The organism is Gracilibacillus halophilus YIM-C55.5, from assembly GCF_000359605.1.
GTDB lineage: Bacteria > Bacillota > Bacilli > Bacillales > Amphibacillaceae > Gracilibacillus > Gracilibacillus halophilus.
In genome coordinates this window covers 300,419-317,851 of the sequence record NZ_APML01000019.1, presented here as the reverse complement: position 1 = coordinate 317,851, position 17,433 = coordinate 300,419, and the positions used below count along the sequence as shown (strand labels likewise).

The following is a 17,433-nucleotide window of genomic DNA, read 5'->3' as shown; positions in this document are numbered from 1 at the left end:
AAAATCGGCCGATGAATGGTTACTAGAAGTCGACGTCGGACAAGAAGACTTCTCACCATATGATTTTATGGAAGAAAATGTGGAGTCATGAGGTATCTTTTTTGGACAAATGGGAAAGAATATAGCCTAAAACTGAAAAAGTGAGGGAAGCTTTTTGATTTGTCCAAATTGTCGTAGTAAAAACATCGGAATTATTGGACCGCAGCAATATTATTGTTGGAATTGTTATATTGAATTGTCGGTGCAAAACAATATGCTTCATCTGCATGAAGTGGAATTGGATGGATCCCTCAGCTCTTTGGACGATCTCTTTTCAGATGAAGAACGAAGAGTGGAAAGGTAACGATGGCAAAACATGCGAAAAAAATCCGTCTAGCACTGCAACTCGTGATTGCTTGTTTAGTGGTATTACTGATTTATTTGCTTTACCGCCTCTACCCTTTTTATCACGAGTTTATCGTATTGTTATTTCAAATTTGTTTACCATTTCTGATTGCGGGTTTGATCGCTTATTTACTACATCCAATTGTTGAAAAACTTCATCGTTATCATATGCCAAGAACGCTTGCGATCTTGCTGATTTACTTGATTTTTTTTGGGGCACTCGGTATCGGCGTTTATTATTTTTTTCCGACAATGATGGAGCAAATTCGCCAGCTGCAAGCGAATATCCCCGATTTAATGGAAGTTTACCGGGGGCTTATTTATGATTTGTATAGTCGAACGTCATTCTTATCGGAAGCGTTCCATGATAAACTTGATCAATTGTTTCAAGAAATCGAAAACGATATAGGCGAGCGAATCACGTCATTTATTCGTAATATCCCGGTTTTGTTTGATTTATTGATCATGTTTGCGGTGATCCCGATCTTAGCGTTTTATTTTCTGAAAGATTATGAACGACTCGGCAGACAAGCCATGAAAATCATTCCGCGAAGATATCAAGCTTTCACCACACATTTAATCGATAAAGTCGAGGATAGTTTAGGACAATATTTACGGGGGCAAATTCTTGTTTGTTTCTTGGTGGGACTCGCTGCTTTTCTTCTGTTTAAACTGGTTGGAATGAACTATGCGCTTGTACTTGCTATTATCATTGGTTTAACGAACTTCATTCCGTATTTTGGCCCAATTATCGGAGCCATTCCCGCTGTACTGATCGCCTTAACCATATCAACAAAAATGATGATCTACGTATTGCTTTCTGTATTAATCGTGCAATTGTTAGAAGGGAATCTTTTGTCACCTTATATTGTGGGAAGAAGCATCCATATTCACCCTATTTATTTAATTTTTGTTTTGTTTTTAGCTGCAAAACTATCAGGCGTCATTGGGATGATATTTGCTGTCCCTTTATTAGCGATGGCTCGTGTCGCTGTTCCGTTAATTCTTCAACAAGTAAAACAAATTGACAGATAAGCAAAACTTTTTTATAATAAGCAAGCAATGTAATAGATAAATACGTCGATAAACTTGAGTACGTAGCTATCGTTTCAAGAGAGGAATTTCCTTGGCTGAAAGAAATTCTAAACGCTCTAGTTAGGGAAGCTAGTTTGGAGTGCAACTAATACTTGCCGGTGAGTACCACCGTTATCAATGAAAAGTGACAGCTCATTATTAGCTGTAACAAGGGTGGTACCGCGGATACAAACTCTCGTCCCTGCATGAAGCAAGGAGGAGAGTTTTTTTGATGGAGATAGAATGTAAGAATACATAAATCATAAACATTGGAGGCGATAATAATGAAACAGTTAACGTCTGCTGAAGTGCGTCAAAAGTTTCTCGATTTCTTTAAAGAAAAAAATCATGGTATCGAGCCAAGTGCATCTCTTGTTCCGCAGGATGACCCAACTTTACTATGGATTAATAGCGGTGTAGCCACACTAAAAAAATATTTTGATGGGCGTGTCGTTCCAGAAAATCCGCGAATTGTCAATGCACAAAAGTCGATCCGAACCAATGATATAGCCAATGTTGGTTATACAGCAAGGCACCATACTTTCTTTGAAATGCTGGGTAATTTTTCGATTGGTGACTATTTCAAGAAAGAAGCGATTGAATGGGCATGGGAATTTCTAACCAGTGACAAGTGGATCGGTTTTGAACCTGAACGTTTATCAGTTACCGTACACCCAGAAGATGAAGAGGCATATGAGTTGTGGCGTGATACGATACGTTTACCTGAAGAGCGTATCATTCGCTTAGAAGAAAATTTCTGGGATATTGGTGAAGGGCCAAGTGGTCCTAATACTGAAATTTTTTATGATCGTGGAGAGGCATATGGTAATGATCCGAATGATCCTGAACTTTATCCTGGCGGGGAAAATGAGCGATATTTAGAAATATGGAACCTTGTTTTCTCACAATTCAATCATAACCCTGATGATACATATACACCACTTCCGAAAAAGAATATCGATACTGGAATGGGACTTGAACGACTCGTGAGTGTGATTCAAGATACACGTACCAATTTCGAAACAGATTTATTTTTACCTATTATTCGAAAGACAGAAGAATTAGCAAACGTAAAATATGAAGAAACAGTAGAAACCGATGTGTCTTTTAAAGTCATTTCTGATCATATTCGGACTGTCACATTTGCCATTAGTGATGGTGCACTGCCATCGAATGAAGGTCGTGGTTATGTCTTGCGTCGTCTCTTACGTCGTGCTGTTCGCTATGCCAAGCAAATCGGGATCGATCGTCCATTTATGTTCCAATTAGTCCCGACAGTTGGTGACGTCATGGAGGACTTTTATCCAGATGTGAAGAAGAAAGAAGATTTTATTCAGAATGTAGTCAAGACCGAAGAACAGCGGTTCCATGAAACATTACAAGATGGTTTGCAAATTTTACACACGATTATTGATCGAGAAAAAGAAAAGAACAGCAATGTATTCCCTGGTGAAGAAGTCTTCCGCTTATATGATACGTATGGTTTTCCGAAAGAATTAACGGAAGAGTATGTTGATGAAGAAGGTTTCACCATTGACGAAGAAGGTTTCGAGCGGGAAATGGAAAAGCAACGTGATCGAGCGCGAAAAGCTCGTCAAAAAGTGGATTCCATGCAAGTTCAAGACAGTGTCCTTCGTGATGTCCATACCCCAAGTACGTTCGTCGGTTATGATCAATTAGCGGTTACTGCAACCGTTGCTGAACTAGTACAAGAAAAAGAAGCAGTAGAGTCAGCTACAGCGAATGATGAAGTGTATCTTATTTTGGATGAGACACCATTTTATGCTGAAAGTGGTGGACAAATTGCGGATAAAGGCACGATTACAAATGATCATGTTCAAGCAGAAATTATCGATGTACAAAAAGCACCAAATGGCCAAAATTTACACCGTGTAGTGATTCGTGAAGGCACGCTGACGAAAGGGGATCAAGTTGCTGCGCAGGTGGATGAAAGTGCACGCCAATTCATTGTAAAAAACCATACAGCGACACACTTATTGCATCAAGCCTTAAAAGATGTATTGGGTGATCACGTCAATCAAGCGGGTTCATTAGTTGCTGTCGATCGCTTACGATTTGACTTTTCTCACTTTGGTGCTGTAACTGAAGAAGAATTAGGCCAAATTGAACAAAAGGTGAATGAAAACATTTGGGCCTCACTTCCTGTTAGCATTAGTCATAAGTCAATGGGTGAAGCCAAGCAAATGGGTGCGATGGCCTTATTTGGTGAAAAATATGGTGATGTTGTTCGCGTTGTTGAAATTGGGGACTACAGTATCGAGCTTTGTGGTGGTTGTCACGTACAAAATTCTGCCGAAGTCGGATTATTTAAACTCGTTTCCGAATCTGGAATTGGTGCCGGTACACGTCGTATCGAAGCAGTTACCGCCAAAGCCGCTTATGAATATGTCAATGACAAACATACTACGTTACAATCAGCCGCCAATAAGTTAAAAACGAAAGAAGATCAAATTCTTGAACGTATCGATCATGTCTACGCTGAAATGAAGGAACAACAACGTGAAATTGATTCCTTGCGTAGTAAGTTATCACAAATGGAAGCTTCTTCAATTTTGGATGATGTCCAACAAATAAGTGGAATCAATCTATTAGCAAAGCAAGTGGATGTCTCTGATATGAACCAACTACGGCAAATGGTTGATGACATGAAGCAAAAGTTAGCGTCAGGAGTAATTTTACTTGCGACGGTAAATGATGAAAAAGTACAATTAGCAGCAGGTGTAACGAAAGATCTTGTTGATGAAGGATACCATGCGGGACATTTAATTAAGGAAACAGCGAAAATCTGTGGTGGCGGTGGTGGTGGCCGTCCTGATATGGCTCAAGCTGGTGGAAAAGACGCCAGCCAGTTACCACAAGCACTTGACTATGTAGAAACCTATGTAGCAGATCCACATTAAATTTTTGGTAATTTTTCTCTAAAAACGTTATAATGGAAAGACAACAAGGACTTTCGTCACTCGAAATCTTAATGGGGGTGCTTCTGTGGACCGAATGGACAAGACGATGAAGTTTAATTTTCCCGAAGAGCCAATTGAAGAGAACGTCAATGATGTACTGCTGACAGTACATGAAGCACTGGAAGAGAAAGGGTACCATCCGATTAATCAGATTGTAGGTTATCTATTGTCCGGTGATCCAGCTTATATCCCGCGTCATAAAGATGCGCGAAATTTAATTCGGAGAGTCGAGCGTGATGAAATGATCGAAGAATTAGTGAAGTCCTATATTCACGCTAAGAAACAAGATGATCAATGAGTAAAATATTAGGCTTAGATGTTGGCTCAAAGACGATTGGCGTAGCGATTAGCGACGCATTTGGATGGACCGCTCAAGGACTAAAGACGATTCATTGGGAAGAACCTAACTATGAATCGGTGAAAGAAACGTTTAATCAGTTAATAGATGAACATACTATAGAAAAGGTTGTTGTTGGATTTCCAAAAAACATGAACGGAACCGTTGGCCCAAGAGGTGAAGCGTCACAAAACTTTGCTGCATTTCTTGAGAAGACTTTTGATATTGAAGTCGATTTGTGGGATGAACGATTAACAACTATGGCTGCTGAAAAAGTGTTGTTAGAGGCTGATGTCAGTCGCAAAAAACGCAAGAAAGTGATTGATAAAATGGCAGCTGTGATGATTTTACAAGGCTACTTAGATAGCCGAACTTAAGGAGGATTAATGTGGCATTAGAAGAAAAAGAAAGAATTATTATTCCAGATGAAAATGGAGAAGAGCACTTATTTGAAGTGTTATTCACCTTTGATGTAGATGATACAGGCCATTCTTACGTAGCCGTTGTACCAGCCGAACATCAAGAAGGGGAAGAAGTCGAGGTATTTGCTTTTCGTTACGAAGAGAAACCTAATGAAGACGACTTAGAGCTCTATCAAATTGAATCAGATGAAGAATGGGACATGGTGGAAGAAGTACTAAATACAGTTGCTTCCGAAGAAGATTTATCCGAATAATGAACGAAGAGAAGGCTAACAAGCAGAAGTTTGTTAGCCTTCTCTGTGTATTATATGTTTCAAATGGTCATTCATTTTTTCAGATGAATCATTCGACAGTTTCACAATATTTAAAATTATAGTATAATGTATCGGGTGAGAGGAGGTTGGGAACTTTGACGAGTGATAAGAAAGATTCTCCCATTAAAAACTTTTTTAAAACTACATATGAAAAATATAAAGCAATCGCCAAAGAGAGAAAAAAAGAAATTAGCAAGGCACGGAAGTTTATTATTGTGATGCTCATCGTATTCACGCTTATCGTTGTTATTGGTGGATACAGCAGTTATCGTTATATAAAAGCAGGATTATCGCCTGTAGATCCAGATAGTTCGGAAAACATTGATATTACCATCCCATTAGGCTCAGGCACTTCTGAAATTGCGGCTATACTTGAAGAGAACGGTTTAATTCAAAATTCAATGATCTACCGTTTCTATGTAAAGTTTAACAATTCAGCTCAATTTCAAGCAGGTGATTATTCATTATCACCTTCAATGACTTTAAAAGAAATTACAAATGAATTAGAAACAGGAACAGTACAAGAAGAACCTGTTTTCCGTGTAACTGTACCAGAAGGGAATCATGTAAGGGAAATCGCCTCTATCTATCAAGAAGAAGCAAATATCGATCAAGAAGCTTTTTTGGAGAGAGTGAATGACAAGGAATATGTGAAATCGCTTATGGATCGATATCCGGATTTATTATCGGACCAGATACTTAACGAAGATATTCGAATGCCACTCGAAGGGTATTTATATCCAGCGACGTATCAATTTTATGAAGAAAATCCGAGCATTGATACTATTGTGACAAAAATGTTAGACAAATCAAGAGATGTATTGATGAGTTATGCTGATCAAATTGAAGAGTCCCAATTTAACATGCATGAAGTCATTACATTTGCTTCTCTAGTAGAAGAAGAAGCGAGATCGGAAGAAGATCGTGCACTCATTGCGAGTGTTTTTTACAATCGAATGGATCAAGACATGATGTTACAAACGGACCCAACAGTTATCTATGCTCATGGGGAACATATGGAACGCTTGAATTATGCTAATTATGAGATTGAATCACCTTATAACACATATCAAGTAATGGGATTACCAGTGGGGCCAATCGCGAATTTTGGTGAAAGTTCGCTTCAAGCTACATTGAATCCCGAAAGTTCTCCTTATCTGTTTTTCTTAGCTGATTCAGAAGGTAATGTGCATTATGCAAGAACGTATGAGGAGCATCAACAATTAGAAGATAAATATATTCATAATGAGTAACAGCAGCAGGGGATCTCGTTCCCTGCTTTTCCATTAAATATATAGAAAAGGAAGAATGATTATGATGGATCAAACCGTTCTACAGTATGTCCATTCTTTTTCTGCTCCCATTCCAGAATGGGCCATTGATATGGAAAGAGAAGCGCGACAAGATGGAGTGCCAATTATTGATTCGCACAGCATGCAATTTTTTCATCAACTTGCCCGATCTACACAACCAAGCAGAATACTTGAAATTGGTACGGCAATTGGATATTCTGCATTAAGATTGCTTGAAGCATGCCCATCTGCTTTAATCACTACATTGGAAAGAGATCCTGACATGATTCAAAAAGCACATGTCAATATTAGTAAGAGAAATTGTCATGATCAAATTGATTTGATTGAAGGTGACGCATTAGAAGTTGTCGATAAAGTTGCAGAAAAAGCACCATTTGACGTTATTTTCATTGATGCAGCGAAAGGACAATATCAACGTTTTTTTCAAACTTTCACACCAATGCTGAAAGAACATGGTGTAGTCGTCACCGATAATGTATTATTTCGCGGATTGGCAGCAGATCCTAGTCAAGCACCATCTAAGCGGATTCAAAAAATGGCCGAGAAAATTCATGCTTTTAATGAGTGGTTAATGGAACATCCTAATTATGATACAACCATGTTGCCAATTGGTGATGGGATGGCAATCAGTACGAAAAAGAAAAACTAGAGGTGTCAGCAAAAAATGGAAAAGAAACAGCCAATTATTATTGGTGTTGCTGGAGGTTCAGGATCAGGAAAAACATCAGTAACACATGCGATTCAACAACGATTTCAAGATCAATCGGTATTAGTCATCGAACAGGATTACTATTATAAAGACCAGTCCGATATTCCGATGGAAGAAAGACTACAAACGAATTATGATCATCCGTTTGCTTTTGATCAAGATCTGTTAATCGATCACGTACAAGCATTAAAAAATCAACAATCGATTAAAAAACCTGTCTATGATTATACCCTGCATACAAGGTCTGAAGAAGTCATTCATGAGGAACCAAAAGATGTGATTATCATTGAAGGTATTTTAATTTTAGATGATCCAAGATTGATGGAATTAATGGATATTAAAGTGTTTGTCGATACAGATGCTGATTTGCGGATTATCCGTCGTATGTTACGTGATATTAAGGAGCGTGAGAGAACGATGGATTCAGTCATCAACCAATATATTCAGATGGTTCGCCCGGCCCATTTACAATTTATTGAACCAACAAAACGTTATGCAGATGTTATTATTCCTGAAGGTGGTCAAAATACGGTGGCCATAGACTTACTAGCCACAAAAATTCAAAGTATTTTGAGTAAAACAGAAAATAAAAACTATTGAAAATTATAAAAAAATCTGCCATAGTATTGAATAGTATATAATTTTATACAACCACTTATACCCATAACCCTGCATAATGTAGGTGGGAAGAGGGATATTTAAGTGAATATGTCATACACATAATAAAAATCATCATGAAAAAACGTGTATGTTTGATTATGAGTAATGGATGAAGGAGAGTGTAGCAATGCCAGAAGAAAAAAGTTTTTATATGACAGAAGAAGGAAAACAAAACTTAGAAGAAGAATTAGAACATCTAAAAACAGAGCGACGTCAAGAAGTTGTAGAGCGAATTAAAATTGCGAGAAGTTTCGGAGACCTTTCGGAAAACTCGGAATATGATGCAGCTAAAGACGAGCAGGCGTTCGTAGAAACAAGAATCGCACAGGTCGAAAATATGATCCGTAATGCAGTTATTATTGAGAATGATGATGATAATCCTGATATGGTACAACTTGGCAAAACTGTTACATTCCAAGAGCTACCGGATGGTGATGAAGAAGAATATACGATAGTAGGTAGTGCGGAAGCGGATCCATTTGAAGGGAAAATTTCCAATGATTCACCGATAGCCAAAGCGTTACTCGGACGATCAACTGGAGATGAGGTGACCGTACCAACACCAGCTGGTGATATGGATGTTAAAATTGTAAAAGTTAATTAAAGAAAAATGGATGTCCATTTGGTAGAGAGGACATCCATTTTTCTTTAGATAAGCGAAATGTAAGCGCTATTATTTTTGTGATGAACGAAAATGTTTTAATCATATCTTAAATCACTTTCGCATACGAATAATTTGATTTTAAACGACATTCGATAAAGGAGTCTTTGTTTTGGTCTAATATAAGCTGAAAGACAATATCTTCAGAAACGGGATGAAATCGCAGCGTGGTCTCGTCGAGGAAATGAATAAGTAATAATTGCTCATCTTTGTCATAACTAATGGTTTCGAATGATTGTAACTGCCATAATTGACGGTCAAATTTAGTTGTTCTCAACATTGCACACGCTCCTTCTTTTTCTTTTTGTATATATTCCATATTTATGATCGAACTCCTGCTAGCATGACAAAAAAAGAAGGAAATCGATCATTTTATCTATTTTCCGTCAAAAAGTCATGCTATTAAACGAATTTTATGGAAATATCGTCATCATAATGTTGTATGTTCATAGGTATGATATAAAAAATGAAAGAATATTTTTTGCTCGATTTGTTCGATGTTTAGTATAATAAAAGTAGGAGGTTGAAAGGATGACGGAAGATTACCAAACTGTATCAAGAAAGAGACGATACCAGAAACAACGGACAAATACAAAAGCCATTACTTGGTTAAGTGTGATTGGAAGCATTGTTGTTTTATTGGGAATTTGGCTGATTGTATTCGGCGGTGAAGAGGACAAGCCTCAAGAAGATACAGAAGCCATGCCGGAACAAGAAGAGACGCCAGAATCAAATCAAGATCAATCTTCATCAGATGAGGGCATCCATCCATCTGAAAGTAATGATTCTGTGGAAAGTGAACCAGATACATCAACAGAACCGAACGATGAGACGAATCAGACGCAAAATAATGAAGTAGAAACCGAACAAGTTGAGACAGAAGGTGAAAATGTCATTTCTGCTTATAAAGGAAATTGGCAACCAGTAGGAACGGTGCAAGAAGAACCTCATCAAACCACATTTGAACAAGATTCAGTTGACTGGGATGAGATGCTTCAAGCGGCATCTGTTGCGACTGATATTCCAAAAGATCAATTGTATGATTGGTATATTCAAGGGGCAGGTGAGCAAAAAACAATCGCTACTGTGACACCCGTCGATGATTATTCGGAAATTTACAATGTTCATTTACAATGGGTAGAAAATCAGGGATGGCAGCCAACGCTCGTCGAAAAATTAAATGAAAGTGAATATGTGCGTGAGTCAAGCAATGAATAGAGGGGGATCCAGATGATTGGAATCATTGGGGCAATGGATGAAGAAATCGAGCTTTTGAAACAACGAATGGAAGTAAAAGAACATGTAGTAAAGGCGAACTGTGATTTCTATGTTGGTACTTTAGATGATAAAGATGTAGTTGTGTTAAAGTCTGGTATTGGTAAAGTAAATGCAGCGATGTCAACAACCATTTTACATGAAATGTATCAACCTGATTATGTGATCAATACAGGTTCAGCCGGGGGATTTCATGATAAATTAGAAGTGGGTGATATTGTTATATCATCGGATGTTGTACATCATGACGTTGATGTGACCGCATTTGATTATGAGTATGGCCAAGTACCGGACATGCCATGGCTATATACAGCCAATCCAGCCTTGATTGAAAAAGCACTTCTTTATGCGAAACAATTGGACGGCGTCAATGCGATGAAAGGGCTAATTTCAACTGGTGATTCATTTATGCAAGATGCAGACCGAGTTGCTTTTGTTCGAGAAAAATTCCCTGATATGATCGCTGCCGAAATGGAAGCCGCAGCGATCGCACAGGTATGCTACCAATATGGAACTTCATTTGTGGTGATACGTGCCTTATCGGATATCGCTGGAAAAGAATCCAATGTGTCGTTTGAAGCCTTTTTGGAAAAAGCGGCCAATCATGCAGCGACATTAATTATTTCCATGGTCAATCATTTGGATTAAATCAAGTGAGAGGCTGAGAACAACTTGAATGAACCGTTGGCAAAATACGTAGACTCCTATCCACTGTGTGAAGTGTTTAACTTCACACAGTTATTCTGGCTTCAGAATATTTTTTCTAGCGTGAGCATCATCATTTTTTTAATTCATTGCGGTAATATTCATGAAACACTTTCATTAAGGCACGTTTCTCAATTCTTGAAACGTAACTACGTGAGATATCTAATTTTTTGGCGATTTCTCGTTGGGTTAATTCATCTTTGTTTCCTAAACCGAAGCGTGCTATGATAACGTCCTTCTCACGTTTATCTAAAATTTTTAAGTACTTTTCAATCTTTTGAAGTTCCATATGCAATTGGATCAACTCAGTTACATCTTCATTTTCCGCTTCTAAAATATCCATTAAACTGATTTCGTTACCTTCCTTATCTTGCCCAATTGGATCTTGTAGTGAGACATCTTTTTTCGTCTTTTTCATCGCACGCAAATGCATTAAAATTTCGTTTTCAATGCAGCGAGCAGCATAGGTGGCAAGCTTTGTGCCTTTACCACTTGAATAACTTTCAATCCCTTTAATTAGACCAATGGTGCCGATCGATATTAAATCTTCTGCATCTTCACCCGTATTTTCAAATTTTTTCACGATATGTGCGACAAGACGTAAGTTATGTTCGATTAGTTTGTTCCTGGCATCTTCATCGCCATTATTCATCTTTTCGATCGCTTCAGCTTCTTCTTTTGGCGATAGAGGCTGAGGGAACGTATGATTTTTGACATACGCGACAAAAAATAATGCTTCTTTAATCATCGCGAGGATACCGAGTATGATCGACAATCTGCCACCTCCTAAGTAGGTAAATGCCTATATTTCATCCTATGTCGACCGTTTGTCCATTGTTCATTGATAAATGGATGCATAAAAAAAGTCAGATACCTTAAAGATATCTGACTTACTTCTGGTTTCGATAATCGTCTGCATATTCATCTTGTGCTTCTTGATCACGTCCCCACGGTTTTACACCGGTATGATGAGCAGCACGTCCGATCATGTGTGCTGAAATCGGCGCTGTCAATAATACGAAAATAATTCCTAAAATAAGCTTTCCACTGACAATTTGAAACTCGGCATTTAAGAAAAGAAAGGCACCAATCATAATACCAGAGATCCCAAGAGTGGCAGCTTTGGTTGAAGCGTGTAAACGTGTATAAACATCAGGAAAACGAAGGACACCAATTGTTGCCGACAAGATAAAAAATGTACCAATAACAAGCAAAAGGAGTATAAGTATATTAGTCATGTTCTCGGTCAATAATAACACCCTTTTCTAAATATTTTGCTAATGCAATTGTGCCGATGAAAAGTAAAATACCGATTAACAAAATGACATCATTTAATCTTGTCGTTCCTAGTAGAATAGCAACAAGTCCTGCTATGGCCATTAAATTTAAACCAATTGCATCTAAAGCAACGGCTCGATCTGGATTCGTCGGACCTTTTACGACGCGATAAAGCAATAAAGCAATCGATATGGTGATGGTAACCATACATATCGCTGCGACTATATCGATGATTCCATCTAGTTGATTCATCTTGTCACCTCCATGATTGCTTTTTCGAAACTATCCTTAATGGCATTGATGGCTTCTTCATTATCATAGATATCCATCGCATGAATGTAGATGACATCATTTGTATGAGAGACAGCTACAGATAATGTACCAGGCGTTAAGGAAATTAAAGACGTCAAAATGGTAATTTCCCAGTTCGTTTTTAAATCTGTTGGCAAAGCAAATATGCCTGGGTTATACGTTTGCTTTGGTTTATATACCCACTTGACAATGTCAATGTTTGATAAGAGTAGCTCTTTTATAAATAAGAAAACAAGACGTATCATTTTCCATACACGGTGTAAGTAGAATGCGTCCGGAATGAAACGCCGTAAAAAAAACAATAGCAACGCCCCGATTAAAAAGCCAGTGAAAAATGAAGGGAATGTATACGTTTCACTTAAGAACATCCACATGAATGCAATGATGACGTTTAACACGATTTGAAGTGACATAATTGATTTACTCCTTTAATACAGATTCGATGTAGTCTTGCGGATTCATTAAGTATTCGCCAATCGCATCTGCGCCAGGATAGAACCATTCAGCACCCACACCAAGTACAACAGAGAAGAATAGTAAGAAAACAATTGGCGCGATAAATCCTCTTGCAGCTTTCGAATTCGGTTGGATAGATTCATCTTTTTCTCCCCAAAAACCGCGAACGAAAATCCGCATGACAGATAATAGAATCAATAAACTAGATAATAAACTAATCATCGCAATAGTAACTTCACCTGTTTCCATTGCTCCTTGTATAAGAAGGAGTTTTCCGATAAATCCACTAAACGGTGGGATCCCAGCTAAAACAAAAGCAGATAAGAAAAACAACCAACCAAATAGCGGATAATGATGGATTAAGCCACGCATTTTTCTTAAGTCACTCGTACCAGCTAAATAACTAACAGCTCCAACTAATAAGAACAATGCTGCTTTAATGATCATATCATGCACTAAGTAATAAACGGCACCACTCATCCCCGTACTATTGAAAGCGCCAATTCCTAACATCATAAAACCAACAGCAGGAATAATATTATAAGCAACAATAAGTTTTATATTATTTGTTGATAATGCTCCGATCACCCCGAAGATTAAGGTGAGTGCAGCAATCCATAAAAATAATTGATGTGTAACTCCTGGTTCATGAACAAAGATTAAAGAAAACACCCGGATAATCGAATAGATTCCGACTTTTGTTAACAAAGCGCCAAATAATGCCGATACAACCGGATTTGGTACAATATACGGACGTGGCAACCAATAGTAGAGTGGAAACAATGCTGCTTTGGTACCAAACACAAAAAATAGTAAGATTCCAATAGTCGTGAGAATCCCTGTTTGATCAACTTCTTGTACCCGCTGAGCAATTTGTGCCATGTTGACAGTTCCGACGACTGAATATAAAAACGCAATTGTTGTGACAAATAACATCGATGAAAACAAGTTGATAAGCACGTATTTTAAAGATTCTCGTAGTTGTACCTTTCCGCCACCAAGGACGATCAGTGCGTAAGATGCCATAAGAAGCACTTCAAAAAATACAAATAAGTTGAATAAATCACCAGTCATAAATGCACCCGAAACCCCTGCAATAAGCAAGAAGTAAAATGTGTAGAAATAAAATGCTTCTTGCTGTTCATTTAGTGATTTTGGCGCAAAGAACACAGCTGCAATGGCGATAATATTTGTCGTCATCACAAGCGTCATTGATAACATATCTGCAACAAGTACGATACCATATGGTGCTGTCCAGTCACCAGATTCAAGGACAATCGTACCATTTTGATAAACGTACCAGAGGATATAGCCGACAACGCCAGCATTTATGATGGTCAACACTTGAGAAAATACACGGACAATCGGTAACTTTTTATGAAAAAATATCGCGATGATCCCTGCTATCAACGGTATAAGTATTGGTAAAACTGCTAAATTACTCATCATTTTCGCTACCCCTTAATTTCTCCATATTGTCAGTTCCATTCTCTTTCGACGCCCGGTAGGCCAAAACAAGCAACAGACTAGTCACACCAAAGCTAATTACGATTGATGTCAGTATGAGCGCTTGAGGGAGTGGGTCTGCATATTCTGAAATGGCATCATCTAAGATCGGTGGTGCACCGCGCTTTAATTTCCCCATTGTTAAGATGAATAGGTGAGCGCCATGCGAAATCAGTGCTGTACCGATAATGATTCTGAGCATTTGCTTTTGTAATAAGTTATAGATCCCAGTCGTAAATAAAATACCAGCTAGCACAGACATAATGATTTCCATTACTTTTCCGCCCCCTTCTTGTTGCGCAATTTGATTAACGCGTAAATGCCAAGCGCAGCAATACCAAGGACAACAATTTCAAATAAGGTATCAAGTCCACGCATATCGACTAAGATGACGTTGACTACGTTATCACCGCCACCAAGTTTGTAGGACTTTTCAAGGAAATAGTCAGAAATCGTTTCGAATCCTTTCGTACTATGCGCAGAAATGGCCACTGTTGTCATGAGTACACCGAAGCCAACTGAAATGGCTACGTTGGTGAATTTTTGCGATGCAAGTTCTGTTTGTTCCCGTAGATTCGGTAAATGGTAGAAACAAAGAAGGAACAATGCTACTGTAATCGTTTCGACAACGAGTTGAGTTAATGCTAAATCAGGCGCACGATACAGTACAAATAGTAATGATAAACCATAACCGACGACACCTAAAATTAAAATGGCAGCAATTTTGTTTCGTGTAAAAATGGTACTGATGGCTGCTATTGCCATGGCTACTGCTACTACGACTTCATGAATGGTAACAGATGCAATGTCACTTGTATCCAGAGCAAATCCATCCGTGATCCATAATGTACTGAAAGCGCCGATTAAAATCGCAGTTAAGATCAATACCATATAACGGCGAAGTGATCCATTCATATAACGATTTGTAATTCTGGCTGAGCTTTTTTCGAGCTGATCAACAATAAAGTCATACGCCTTATTAAAGCTCAATTTTCCTGGTAAAAAGGTGTAAATACCCTGCCAACCTTTTCTAGTATAAGCTAAAATCGCACCAAACACGACAACGGCAATGGACATAAATAAAGGCGTGATCCATCCATGCCAGAATTTAATATGTGTTTCAACTGGCTTGCCGTAAATTGCTTCAGCGGTATGTGCTAAGAATGTGCTGTTGACCATATTTGGGAACAATCCAATTACAACAACACCAAGCACTAAAATCATCGGAGATAATAGCATACCTATTGGTGCTTCATGCGGTTTAGCAGGGAGCTTTTCCAATTGTTTATGCCCAGTGAATGTCCCGAATACAAAATACATGGAATAAACGAATGTAAAAATACTACCGAAGACCGCTAAATATGGAATGGCTTGTTGTAACAGTTCTGCCAGCCAAATAGACGTTTCTGGTAATTCTGTTGCCGCTGTAAAAAATTTCTCCTTACTATAAAACCCGTTTAAAAACGGTAGGGGTACACCAGCCATGGAAAATGTACCGAAAAACGCAAGTGTTGCAGAAATCGGCATTAAAGTAGCCAATCCGCCTAGTTTGCGAATATCTCGCGTACCTGACTCGTGATCGACGATGCCAGCTACCATAAACAAGCTTCCTTTAAACGTTGCATGGTTGAGAATATGAAAGACAGCTGCATAAATGGCAGTCTTTGTCCCAAAGCCGAGCATTGCCATGATCATGCCAAGTTGACTAACCGTTGAAAAGGCTAAAATACCTTTTAAATCCGTTTGCCGAACGGCCATGTAAGATGCCCAGCACAATGTAAGAATACCAACGCCACTCACGATAACAAAAAACCATTCATCACCAGAAAAAATAGGTGTGAAGCGCGCAACAAGGAAAATCCCAGCTTTAACCATCGTCGCTGAGTGGAGGTAGGCACTAACTGGCGTAGGTGCTTCCATTGCATCTGGTAACCAAATATGGAACGGGAATTGGGCAGATTTTGTAAAGGCGCCTAATAAAACAAACGCAAAAATGGCAGCAAAATAATCACTTTGCAAAATAACATCTGCTTGAGCAATCATTTCTTGTATGCTCGTTGTACCTGTAACGAGGTGTAAAAGGATAAATCCACCTAACATGCTCAAACCGCCAAAAACGGTAATGAGCATTGATTTCATGGCACCATAACGAGACCCCTCGCGATGATTCCAATAACCAATTAGTAAAAAGGAGGAAATTGACGTTAATTCCCAAAACGTATAGAGAACATAAACATTATCAGATAGCACAACACCGAACATAGCGGTCATAAATAACAGCAAATAGACATAAAACTGATCAAGTCGCTCTGATTTATCCAAATAATAAATCGAATAGAGCGTCACCAATGTTCCGATGCCACTAATTAATAGAACGAATAATAAACTTAAACCGTCTAAATAAAAATCAAAGCCAATATTTAAAGACGGTATCCATTGATATTTTTGCCAAACCGGGTCAAAACCGTTTCCGATCGAAAAAATAAAATAAATGAATATAGCCAGTGGTGCTAACAATACAAAAAAGCCTGTATGTATGTTTTCTTTCCATTTGCTTAAGTATGGAATGAAAATAGCCAATAGCACTGGCAAAAACACAGCAAATAACATGGAATGCTGATCCCCCTTGTTCTTTTGTTTCTTTCTTTGTAGATGATGATTACTTTTAAATCAAAAAGTATGAAGAGTAAATATAAGTTTTTAGAACATCCTATTATATTTTAATCGAAAAGAACGGAAGAATACAAGAGAGGACAACTTTTCAAATCATGCGCAATATAGCTGTTTCCGAGAAATATCCTATTTAAATAGAAAGCAAAATTTTTTTTAATGAGGCATTACGCTTTCCAAATAAAAACTTAGTAGCTGGGGTGGGCTACTAAGTATCGAAATGGCTGTTTAGTTGGCAAAATATAGATAATCAGTTAGTGAGCGACGTTTCAATTCTTCTTCCATTAGATGAATGAACTCATAGCTCAGATCTAGTTCATTGGCTTTTTTATACGACTCAATCAGCAATTCATCCGGTAAATTTTCCAATGCTTGT

General features: G+C 38.2%; 21 protein-coding genes and 1 other annotated feature. Of the genes, 12 read left to right on the top strand and 9 right to left on the bottom strand.

What is annotated here, in order from left to right; genetic code table 11:
- Positions 1-154: 154 nt before the first annotated feature.
- From J416_RS16185 to greA, 10 genes are all read left to right on the top strand, one after another.
- On the top strand, positions 155-343 hold the full coding sequence (locus J416_RS16185; RefSeq protein ID WP_083875539.1) for a hypothetical protein: 189 nt from the start codon (positions 155-157) through the stop codon (positions 341-343).
- A 2-nt stretch (positions 344-345) separates the two neighbouring features.
- Complete coding sequence (locus J416_RS06055) at positions 346-1,419, top strand: AI-2E family transporter (protein WP_003466744.1); 1,074 nt, start codon at positions 346-348, stop codon at positions 1,417-1,419.
- A 36-nt stretch (positions 1,420-1,455) separates the two neighbouring features.
- Positions 1,456-1,665, top strand: a binding site (T-box leader).
- A 77-nt stretch (positions 1,666-1,742) separates the two neighbouring features.
- On the top strand, positions 1,743-4,379 hold the full coding sequence (alaS, locus tag J416_RS06050) for an alanine--tRNA ligase (protein ID WP_003466743.1): 2,637 nt from the start codon (positions 1,743-1,745) through the stop codon (positions 4,377-4,379).
- Between the two features lie 85 nt (positions 4,380-4,464).
- Positions 4,465-4,737, top strand: coding sequence for an IreB family regulatory phosphoprotein (locus tag J416_RS06045; protein WP_003466742.1), 273 nt, complete (start codon positions 4,465-4,467; stop codon positions 4,735-4,737).
- The gene (gene ruvX, locus J416_RS06040; RefSeq protein ID WP_003466741.1) at positions 4,734-5,153 is read left to right on the top strand and encodes a Holliday junction resolvase RuvX; all 420 of its coding nucleotides are present in this window, start codon (positions 4,734-4,736) and stop codon (positions 5,151-5,153) included. The genes J416_RS06045 and ruvX overlap by 4 nt, the downstream gene beginning before the upstream one ends.
- An 11-nt stretch (positions 5,154-5,164) precedes the next feature.
- The gene (locus J416_RS06035) at positions 5,165-5,452 is read left to right on the top strand and encodes a DUF1292 domain-containing protein (RefSeq protein ID WP_003466740.1); all 288 of its coding nucleotides are present in this window, start codon (positions 5,165-5,167) and stop codon (positions 5,450-5,452) included.
- A gap of 155 nt (positions 5,453-5,607) precedes the next feature.
- Complete coding sequence (gene mltG, locus J416_RS06030; protein WP_003466738.1) at positions 5,608-6,765, top strand: endolytic transglycosylase MltG; 1,158 nt, start codon at positions 5,608-5,610, stop codon at positions 6,763-6,765.
- A gap of 61 nt (positions 6,766-6,826) precedes the next feature.
- The gene (locus J416_RS06025; RefSeq protein WP_003466736.1) at positions 6,827-7,474 is read left to right on the top strand and encodes an O-methyltransferase; all 648 of its coding nucleotides are present in this window, start codon (positions 6,827-6,829) and stop codon (positions 7,472-7,474) included.
- A gap of 15 nt (positions 7,475-7,489) precedes the next feature.
- Positions 7,490-8,134: a uridine kinase gene (gene udk, locus J416_RS06020; RefSeq protein ID WP_003466733.1), complete on the top strand. Its 645-nt coding sequence runs from the start codon at positions 7,490-7,492 to the stop codon at positions 8,132-8,134.
- A 187-nt stretch (positions 8,135-8,321) separates the two neighbouring features.
- A complete protein-coding gene (greA, locus tag J416_RS06015; protein ID WP_003466731.1) occupies positions 8,322-8,798 on the top strand; it encodes a transcription elongation factor GreA in 477 nt (158 codons plus the stop codon).
- Between the two features lie 106 nt (positions 8,799-8,904).
- Here greA and J416_RS06010 read toward each other — a convergent pair whose 3' ends face one another.
- A complete protein-coding gene (locus J416_RS06010; protein WP_040513060.1) occupies positions 8,905-9,135 on the bottom strand; it encodes a KTSC domain-containing protein in 231 nt (76 codons plus the stop codon).
- A gap of 251 nt (positions 9,136-9,386) precedes the next feature.
- On the opposite strand from J416_RS06010, the gene J416_RS06005 reads away from it, so the two are divergent.
- Positions 9,387-10,073, top strand: coding sequence for a YrrS family protein (locus tag J416_RS06005; RefSeq protein WP_003466728.1), 687 nt, complete (start codon positions 9,387-9,389; stop codon positions 10,071-10,073).
- 12 nt (positions 10,074-10,085) lie between these two features.
- A complete protein-coding gene (gene mtnN / locus J416_RS06000) occupies positions 10,086-10,778 on the top strand; it encodes a 5'-methylthioadenosine/S-adenosylhomocysteine nucleosidase (protein WP_003466726.1) in 693 nt (230 codons plus the stop codon).
- A gap of 130 nt (positions 10,779-10,908) precedes the next feature.
- On the opposite strand, the gene sigK is transcribed toward mtnN, so the two are convergent.
- The 8 genes from sigK to sda form a co-directional block, all read right to left on the bottom strand.
- The gene (gene sigK / locus J416_RS05995) at positions 10,909-11,610 is read right to left on the bottom strand and encodes an RNA polymerase sporulation sigma factor SigK (protein ID WP_003466724.1); all 702 of its coding nucleotides are present in this window, start codon (positions 11,608-11,610) and stop codon (positions 10,909-10,911) included.
- 115 nt (positions 11,611-11,725) lie between these two features.
- Positions 11,726-12,073 (bottom strand): monovalent cation/H(+) antiporter subunit G, encoded by a 348-nt coding sequence (mnhG, locus tag J416_RS05990; protein ID WP_003466723.1) that lies wholly within the window; start codon positions 12,071-12,073, stop codon positions 11,726-11,728.
- Positions 12,066-12,365: a Na(+)/H(+) antiporter subunit F1 gene (locus tag J416_RS05985; RefSeq protein ID WP_003466722.1), complete on the bottom strand. Its 300-nt coding sequence runs from the start codon at positions 12,363-12,365 to the stop codon at positions 12,066-12,068. The genes mnhG and J416_RS05985 overlap by 8 nt, the downstream gene beginning before the upstream one ends.
- Positions 12,362-12,838: a Na+/H+ antiporter subunit E gene (locus J416_RS05980; protein ID WP_003466720.1), complete on the bottom strand. Its 477-nt coding sequence runs from the start codon at positions 12,836-12,838 to the stop codon at positions 12,362-12,364. The genes J416_RS05985 and J416_RS05980 overlap by 4 nt, the downstream gene beginning before the upstream one ends.
- 7 nt (positions 12,839-12,845) lie before the next feature.
- Positions 12,846-14,327, bottom strand: coding sequence for a Na+/H+ antiporter subunit D (locus tag J416_RS05975; protein WP_040513057.1), 1,482 nt, complete (start codon positions 14,325-14,327; stop codon positions 12,846-12,848).
- Positions 14,320-14,661 carry a Na(+)/H(+) antiporter subunit C gene (locus tag J416_RS05970; protein WP_003466717.1) on the bottom strand — a complete coding sequence of 114 codons (342 nt, stop codon included), beginning with the start codon at positions 14,659-14,661 and terminating at the stop codon, positions 14,320-14,322. The genes J416_RS05975 and J416_RS05970 overlap by 8 nt, the downstream gene beginning before the upstream one ends.
- On the bottom strand, positions 14,661-16,997 hold the full coding sequence (locus J416_RS05965; protein WP_003466715.1) for a Na+/H+ antiporter subunit A: 2,337 nt from the start codon (positions 16,995-16,997) through the stop codon (positions 14,661-14,663). Before J416_RS05965 ends, J416_RS05970 begins: the two co-directional genes overlap by 1 nt.
- A 288-nt stretch (positions 16,998-17,285) precedes the next feature.
- On the bottom strand, positions 17,286-17,426 hold the full coding sequence (gene sda / locus J416_RS05960) for a sporulation histidine kinase inhibitor Sda (protein ID WP_003466713.1): 141 nt from the start codon (positions 17,424-17,426) through the stop codon (positions 17,286-17,288).
- Positions 17,427-17,433: the final 7 nt, after the last annotated feature.